Origin of the sequence: Streptomyces europaeiscabiei (genome assembly GCF_001550375.1) — a bacterium.
Classification (GTDB): Bacteria; Actinomycetota; Actinomycetes; order Streptomycetales; family Streptomycetaceae; genus Streptomyces; species Streptomyces europaeiscabiei.
Genome location: NZ_LRTR01000131.1, coordinates 1 through 7100, shown reverse-complemented (window position 1 = coordinate 7100; position 7100 = coordinate 1). Strand labels below are relative to the sequence as shown.

The window sequence follows — 7100 nt, the reverse complement described above, 5'->3', positions numbered from 1 at the left end:
AGGCGCGGGCGCGGGCCGAACAGCGCAGAGCCCGGCTGCGCCACGAGGCGGCCGTGGCGGAGGCCGTCGCGTCCGGAGCCCGGCAGCTGCTCAGCCATGTCGAGGTCTCCCTGGCCCGCGCGGAGAAGGAACGCACCGCCGCCGACGCCGCCAAGGCACGCCGGGAACAGGAGCTGGCGCAGGCCCGTGGCGAGGGACGCGACCTCAAGGCCGAGCTGGACAAGCTGACCGACTCCGTACACCGGGGCGAGGTGCTCGGCGCCGAGAAGCGGATGCGGATCGAGCAGTTGGAGACCAAGGCGCTGGAGGAGCTGGGCGTCGAGCCGGAAGGGCTGATCACGGAGTACGGGCCCGACCAGCTCGTACCGCCGTCGCTTCCTGCCGAGGGGGAGGAGCTGCCGGAGGACCCGGAACACCCCCGCAATCAGCCGAAGACGTTCCACCGTGCCGAGCAGGAGAAGCGGCTCAGGGCGGCCGAGCGGGCCTACCAGCAGCTCGGCAAGGTCAATCCGCTGGCGCTGGAGGAGTTCGCGGCCCTGGAGGAGCGGCACAAGTTCCTCAGCGAGCAGCTGGAGGACCTGAAGAAGACCCGCGCCGATCTGCTCCAGGTGGTGAAGGAGGTCGACGAACGGGTCGAGCAGGTGTTCGCCGAGGCCTTCTGGGACACCGCACGGGAGTTCGAGGGCGTCTTCGGTCGGCTCTTCCCCGGAGGGGAGGGGCGGCTGATCCTCACCGACCCGGACAACATGCTGACCACCGGCGTCGACGTCGAGGCCCGGCCGCCGGGCAAGAAGGTCAAGCGGCTGTCACTGCTCTCCGGCGGTGAGCGGTCGCTGACCGCCGTCGCCATGCTCGTGTCGATCTTCAAGGCGCGGCCCAGCCCGTTCTATGTGATGGACGAGGTCGAGGCGGCGCTCGACGACACCAACCTGCAGCGGCTGATCCGGATCATGCAGGAGCTGCAGGAGGTGTCGCAGCTCATCGTGATCACTCACCAGAAGCGGACGATGGAAGTCGCCGACGCGTTGTACGGCGTGTCGATGCAGGGTGACGGCGTGTCGAAGGTCATCAGCCAGAGGCTGCGTTAGTCGCTTCCGGGTGCGGGTAGGCGGGGCTGGTCGCGCAGTTCCCGCGCCCCGGGTCTGCAGCCCTTTCTATATCTTCAAGAGTTGAACGCAATGTGACGAACATCGTCTTCAGACAACGACATACCCCCTCTTGACTCCAAAACTTGAAGGCCTAGTCTCTGGAACGTTGCTTTTGCCTTCAAGTTGAAGGTCCCCCCACATCGGCAACGTTGCCGGTGGTCCGAGGAGTACAGACGTGACCAGCAGTGCGCAGGCACCCAGGACGGGAGTGCGGGTCGCCCAGCCCGACCATCTCTCGCACGTGATCTTCATCGCGGCGGCGGCCGCGATGGGCGGTTTCCTCTTCGGCTACGACAGCGCCGTGATCAACGGCGCCGTCGAAGCCATCCGGCACCGCTACGACATCGGCTCCACGGCGCTGGCGCAGGTCATCGCCGTCGCGCTGATCGGCTGCGCCGTCGGCGCGGCCACGGCCGGCCGGATAGCCGACCGCATCGGCCGCATCCGGTGCATGCAGATCGCGGCCGCCCTCTTCACGGTCAGTGCCGTCGGCTCGGCGCTCCCCTTCGCGCTGTACGACCTCGCCTTCTGGCGGATCGTCGGCGGCTTCGCCATCGGTATGGCGTCGGTCATCGGCCCCGCCTACATCGCCGAGGTCGCCCCGCCCGCGTACCGGGGACGGCTCGGCTCGTTCCAGCAGGCCGCGATCGTCGTCGGCATCGCGATCTCCCAACTGGTCAACTGGGGCATCCTGAACGCCGCCGGCGGCGACCAGCGCGGTGAGCTGCTCGGCCTGGAGGCCTGGCAGATCATGCTCGGCGTCATGGTCGTCCCGGCCGTGCTGTACGGGCTGCTCTCCTTCGCGATCCCCGAGTCCCCGCGCTTCCTGATCTCCGTCGGCAAGGGCGAGCGCGCCCGTGAGGTGCTCGCCGAGGTCGAGGGTGAGGGCGTCGACCTGGACGCCAGGGTCGCCGAGATCGAGTCGGCGATGCACAGCGAGCACAAGTCGACCTTCAAGGACCTGCTCGGCGGCAGCTTCCTCTTCAAGCCGATCGTCTGGATCGGCATCGGCCTGTCGGTCTTCCAGCAGTTCGTCGGCATCAACGTCGCCTTCTACTACTCCGCGACGCTGTGGCAGTCCGTCGGTGTCGACCCGGCCGAGTCGTTCTTCTACTCCTTCACGACCTCGATCATCAACATCGTCGGCACCGTCATCGCGATGATCTTCGTGGACCGCATCGGCCGCAAGCCGCTCGCCCTCATCGGCTCCGTCGGCATGGTCGTCGGCCTCGCCCTGGAGGCCTGGGCCTTCTCCTTCGACCTCGTCGACGGCAAGCTCCCCGCCACACAGGGCTGGGTCGCGCTGATCGCCGCCCACGTCTTCGTCCTCTTCTTCGCCCTCTCCTGGGGAGTCGTCGTCTGGGTCATGCTCGGCGAGATGTTCCCGAACAGGATCCGTGCCGCCGCCCTGGGCGTGGCCGCCTCCGCACAGTGGATCGCCAACTGGGCCATCACCGCGAGCTTCCCGTCCCTGGCCGACTGGAACCTCTCGGTGACCTACATGATCTACACGGTCTTCGCGGCGCTCTCCATCCCCTTCGTCCTGAGGTTCGTGAAGGAGACGAAGGGCAAGACGCTGGAGGAGATGGGCTGAGCCGTCGGCCCTGCACCTCCCCGAGTTCGAGGCTTCGAGGCTTCGAGGCTTCGAGAAGAGGGTGCAGGTCCCCGCTGCCCTTCTTCCTCGTCCTTCTCCGCCGTCCCGGCTCGTCCACTGAGCGGGCCGGGATGGCGGTTCACCGGGGTACGAGGGTGGATGGTCAGCCGTCGAGGCGCGGCAGCACCCGCTCGGCGAACAGGCGGAGCCCGCGCCACCCTTCCTCGACCGGCATCCCGCCGACCAGTGGGTGCAGGACGTAGTTGTCCAGGCCCAGAGCCACGCACTCGTCCGGGGTGACGATCCGGTACACGCCCTCCGCGCGCAGCTCCCCGACCGTCGACGCCCCCGACCGCACGGCCGACCGGATGCCGGCCGACTGCCAGGAGGCGTACGTCCGCGCCTCGTGCAGGAAGTGTCCGCCGTACGCGGCCCACGTCCGGTCCGGATCCTCCGCCACGTGCAGCAAAGGGGTCTCGGCGGCGGGCATCATCGTCCACCCCTCGGTGCCGTACTCGACGAGCCGCTCCTTGTAGTACGCCTCCAGTTCCGGCAGGTGCGCGCTCGGGAAGAAGGGGAGCCCGAGGCGGGCCGCCCGGCGGGCCGCGGCCTTCGAGGAGCCGCCGACCAGCAGCAGCGGATGCGGTTCGGTGCCCGGACGCGGGGTGACCCGGACCGTGCGCCCCCGGTAGGCGAACGGCTCACCGGTCCACGCCCGGAGCAGCGTCTCCAGCACCTCGTCCTGGAGCTTTCCGCGACCTTTCCAGTCGACGTCGAACTGTGCGTACTCCTCCGGCCGGTACCCGATCCCGGCGACGGTCACCAGCCGTCCGCCGCTCACCAGATCCAGTACGGCGATGTCCTCCGCCAGCCGCAGCGGGTCGTGGAGCGGCCCGATCACCGCCGACACCGTGACCGCGATCCGCCGCGTCGCCCCGAACACCGCCCCAGCGAAGACGAACGGCGACGGCAGCCAGTTGTTCTCGACCCCGTGGTGCTCCTCCGTCTGCACGGTACTGATGCCCTGCTCATCGGCGTACGCGGCCATCTCGACGGCGGCCCGGTAGCGGGTCCGGAGCGAGGCGGCAGTGGCGCCGGGCTCTACCAGGTTGAAACGGACGACCGTGACGGGCATGGGGGACCCCCTTCGGGCGGCTGTGGAGGGGGACGTTAGCTGACGAGGTGTCAGGTTTCTAGAGGAGGGTGTGAGGCGACCCACCGCCTGGGCCGTCACACACCCTGGGGACGCTTCTTCGCGTACCCGGCGGGACTTTCCGCCACTGGTCCCGTTCCGCGTCCTCTTCCGCCGTGTGCGGGGAGACCTGCCCGACGCCGTTCGGTCGTTCGGTGAGCGATCGAGTCCTACGCGATCGGCGCCGGCCGGGTCGGATCCAGTCCGGTGGTGTGTCGGACCCACGTGGGCGACGGACCGTCGGGCGGGAGGTCGCGCATACTGGAGCCGTTATGGAACTCATCCTTGCTGTAGTCATCGCCGTGGTCGTGCTCGGCGTGCTGGGCGGGCTCGTCGTAGGCGGCCGCAAGAAGAAGTCGCTGCCCCCGGCGCCCCCCACGACACCCGACATCACCGCACCCCCGGCCGAGCCGCATGTCGGCGACGAGGCCGAGACGCCGCGCGACGAACCGCGCCGAACGATCGAGGAGGTGGATCTCCCCGACGGCACGGCCCCGGCACCCGTCGCCGTCGAGGAACCGCCGGCCGCCCCCGAGATCGAGATCCCGGAGCCGGCCGCAGGCCGCCTGGTACGACTGCGTGCCCGGCTCTCCCGCTCGCAGAACGCGCTCGGCAAGGGCCTGCTCACGCTGCTCTCGCGCGAGCACCTCGACGACGACACCTGGGAGGAGATCGAGGACACCCTCCTCACCGCCGACGTCGGCGTCCAGCCCACCCAGGAGCTGGTCGAACGACTGCGCGAGCGGGTGAAGGTGCTCGGCACCCGTACCCCGGCCGAGCTGCGCACTCTCCTGCGCGAGGAGCTGCTGCAGATCCTCGTCCCCGAGTTCGACCGTGTGGTCAACACCGACTCGCCGCTGGACACCCCGGGCATCGTGATGGTCGTCGGCGTCAACGGCACCGGCAAGACCACCACCACCGGCAAGCTCGCCCGCGTCCTCGTCGCCGACGGCAAGAGCGTCGTCCTCGGCGCCGCGGACACCTTCCGCGCCGCCGCCGCCGACCAGCTGCAGACCTGGGGCGAGCGGGTCGGCGCCCGTACCGTGCGCGGTCCCGAGGGCGGCGACCCGGCGTCCATCGCCTTCGACGCCGTCAAGGAGGGCATCGAGGAGGGCGCCGACGTCGTCCTCATCGACACCGCCGGCCGACTGCACACCAAGACCGGCCTCATGGACGAGCTCGGCAAGGTCAAGCGTGTGGTGGAGAAGCACGCGCCGCTGGACGAGATCCTGCTCGTCCTCGACGCCACCACCGGTCAGAACGGTCTCGTCCAGGCCCGTGTCTTCGCCGAGGTCGTCGCCATCACCGGCATCGTCCTCACCAAGCTCGACGGCACCGCCAAGGGTGGCATCGTCATCGCCGTCCAGCGCGAGCTGGGCGTACCCGTCAAGCTCGTCGGCCTGGGAGAGGGCGCGGACGACCTGGCGCCCTTCGAGCCGGAGGCGTTCGTGGATGCACTTATCGGCGAATAACCGAACAGACCCACCTCCGAGGACTCGTAGGTGGGGTGTTGGAAGCGCCCGCCCCCGCCATGCAGTCGGGGACGGGCGCTTTACTCTGTGCGCATCCGGGGGCGCCGCTATGCCCGGGACCGGTGGGCCACGTACGCCAAGGTCCCCAGCAGCAGCCGCGCGGCCGGCGGCTTCGTCGCCGAGTCGAGGGCGGGGGAACGGAGCCAGCGGACGGGGCCGAGGCCGCCGCGGTCGGAGGGCGGGGCGGTGACATGGCTGCCGGGGCCGAGGCCGCGCAGGTCGAGGGCGGACGGGTCGTCCCAGCCCATGCGGTAGAGCAGCGTGGGCAGCTCGGCGGCGGCGCCCGGGGCGACGAAGAACTGGGTGCGGCCCGCGGGGGTGGCGATCACGGGGCCGACGGGGAGGCCCATGCGTTCGAGGCGGACGAGCGCGTGACGGCCCGCGGACTCGGCGACCTCGATCACGTCGAAGGAGCGGCCCACCGGCAGCATCACGGAGGCGCCGGGGAACTCGGTCCAGGCCTCGGTCACCTCGTCGAGCGTCGCTCCGGCGGGGACGGGAGGCGCGAAGCCCAGGGGATGCGCGCCGGGCGCTGAGCAGGTGGTCCTGCCGCACGAACACGCGCCCGAAGCCGTCCGCGCGCCGGGGACGACGTCCCATCCCCAGAGGCCGGTGAACTCGGCCACGGCCGTGCATTCCGAGGAACGGCCGCGCCGACGCGTGCCGGATCGCATCTCCCGAATGCCGCCGATCGTGAAGCCCATGCCCCCTCCAACGGGTCCAGCGCGCCGGTGGTTACGCGACGGAGTCGGAATACGACGCTCTGCTTCCGCCTGGGCGGCGTACTGCGGCATTCAGGGTGGTGCGGTCGACGACGCGCGCCCCTGAATGCATCACTCCGCCCACTCCCGGCCGTCTTGTGTCAAGTGAATCGCGTACGGGCGACCGTGAGTTCATTCGAAGGGGTGGCGAATGGTGGCGTTTCTGGGATCGCCGTGGCCGGACGCGTGATCGTAGGATTACTTTGAGTGCACGAGACCTGGGGACGTTTGCGCTCGTGGGTATGCCGGAGGCAAGTCGTCTTTCCGTTCGATGGGTGACGAGGGTCGGACGTACGGCGTGGTAACCGGCATTCTGTTAGGGTTTGGCGCACACAGCGCACAGGTGGTTTCAGGGATGGGGGCGTTCCAGTGGGCGGCAACGGCGGAAGCGGCACGAACGCTGAGAAGCGCCCGAACGAACTGCTGGGCTCGTGGTTCGTCCGCAGCGGCTGGTCCAAGGGCGAACTCGCCCGTCAGGTGAACCGACGGGCCCGTCAGCTCGGCGCCAACCACATCTCCACCGACACCTCACGCGTGCGGCGCTGGCTCGACGGGGAGAATCCGCGCGAGCCGATCCCGCGGATCCTGTCCGAGCTGTTCTCCGAGCGGTTCGGCTGTGTCGTCGCCGTGGAGGACCTGGGACTGCGCGCGGCCCACCAGGCCCCGTCCGTCTCCGGTGTCGACCTGCCCTGGACGGGCCCGCAGACCGTGGCGCTGATCAGCGAGTTCTCGCGCAGCGACCTGATGCTGGCACGGCGCGGCTTCCTCGGGAGCTCGCTCGCCCTCGCCGCTGGCCCGGCTCTCATCGAGCCGATGCAGCGCTGGCTCGTCCCCGCGCCCCCCGCCCCGCGCGCGGAGCCCGAGCCGTCGCCA

The 7100-nt window shown here is 69.9% G+C and carries 6 protein-coding genes; 4 read left to right on the top strand and 2 right to left on the bottom strand.

Features of this window, described 5'->3' with window-relative positions; translation table 11 throughout:
- Window positions 1-1088 (top strand): AAA family ATPase (locus tag AWZ10_RS06140; RefSeq protein WP_159058218.1); only part of this gene is annotated, 1088 nt, incomplete at its 5' end.
- Window positions 1089-1323: 235 nt separating this feature from the next.
- On the top strand, window positions 1324-2742 hold the full coding sequence (locus AWZ10_RS06135; protein WP_060890621.1) for a sugar porter family MFS transporter: 1419 nt from the start codon (window positions 1324-1326) through the stop codon (window positions 2740-2742).
- A gap of 163 nt (window positions 2743-2905) precedes the next feature.
- Here AWZ10_RS06135 and AWZ10_RS06130 read toward each other — a convergent pair whose 3' ends face one another.
- Window positions 2906-3877: an LLM class flavin-dependent oxidoreductase gene (locus AWZ10_RS06130; RefSeq protein ID WP_046704864.1), complete on the bottom strand. Its 972-nt coding sequence runs from the start codon at window positions 3875-3877 to the stop codon at window positions 2906-2908.
- 329 nt (window positions 3878-4206) lie between these two features.
- Between AWZ10_RS06130 and ftsY the strand changes: the two genes are divergently transcribed.
- On the top strand, window positions 4207-5406 hold the full coding sequence (gene ftsY, locus AWZ10_RS06125) for a signal recognition particle-docking protein FtsY (RefSeq protein WP_046704863.1): 1200 nt from the start codon (window positions 4207-4209) through the stop codon (window positions 5404-5406).
- 107 nt (window positions 5407-5513) lie between these two features.
- Here ftsY and AWZ10_RS06120 read toward each other — a convergent pair whose 3' ends face one another.
- Complete coding sequence (locus tag AWZ10_RS06120) at window positions 5514-6170, bottom strand: bifunctional DNA primase/polymerase (RefSeq protein ID WP_046704862.1); 657 nt, start codon at window positions 6168-6170, stop codon at window positions 5514-5516.
- Between the two features lie 426 nt (window positions 6171-6596).
- Between AWZ10_RS06120 and AWZ10_RS06115 the strand changes: the two genes are divergently transcribed.
- Window positions 6597-7100, top strand: a 504-nt coding sequence (locus AWZ10_RS06115; protein WP_482258092.1) for an NsdA family TPR-like regulatory protein, incomplete at its 3' end; no start/stop codon positions are given.

Bases quoted from the DNA above. Each gene is read 5' to 3' on its own strand.
- AWZ10_RS06120 (WP_046704862.1), bottom strand. From the start codon at position 6,170: ATGGGCTTCACGATCGGCGGCATTCGGGAGATGCGATCCGGCACGCGT.
- ftsY (WP_046704863.1), top strand. From the start codon at position 4,207: ATGGAACTCATCCTTGCTGTAGTCATCGCCGTGGTCGTGCTCGGCGTG.
- AWZ10_RS06130 (WP_046704864.1), bottom strand. From the start codon at position 3,877: ATGCCCGTCACGGTCGTCCGTTTCAACCTGGTAGAGCCCGGCGCCACT.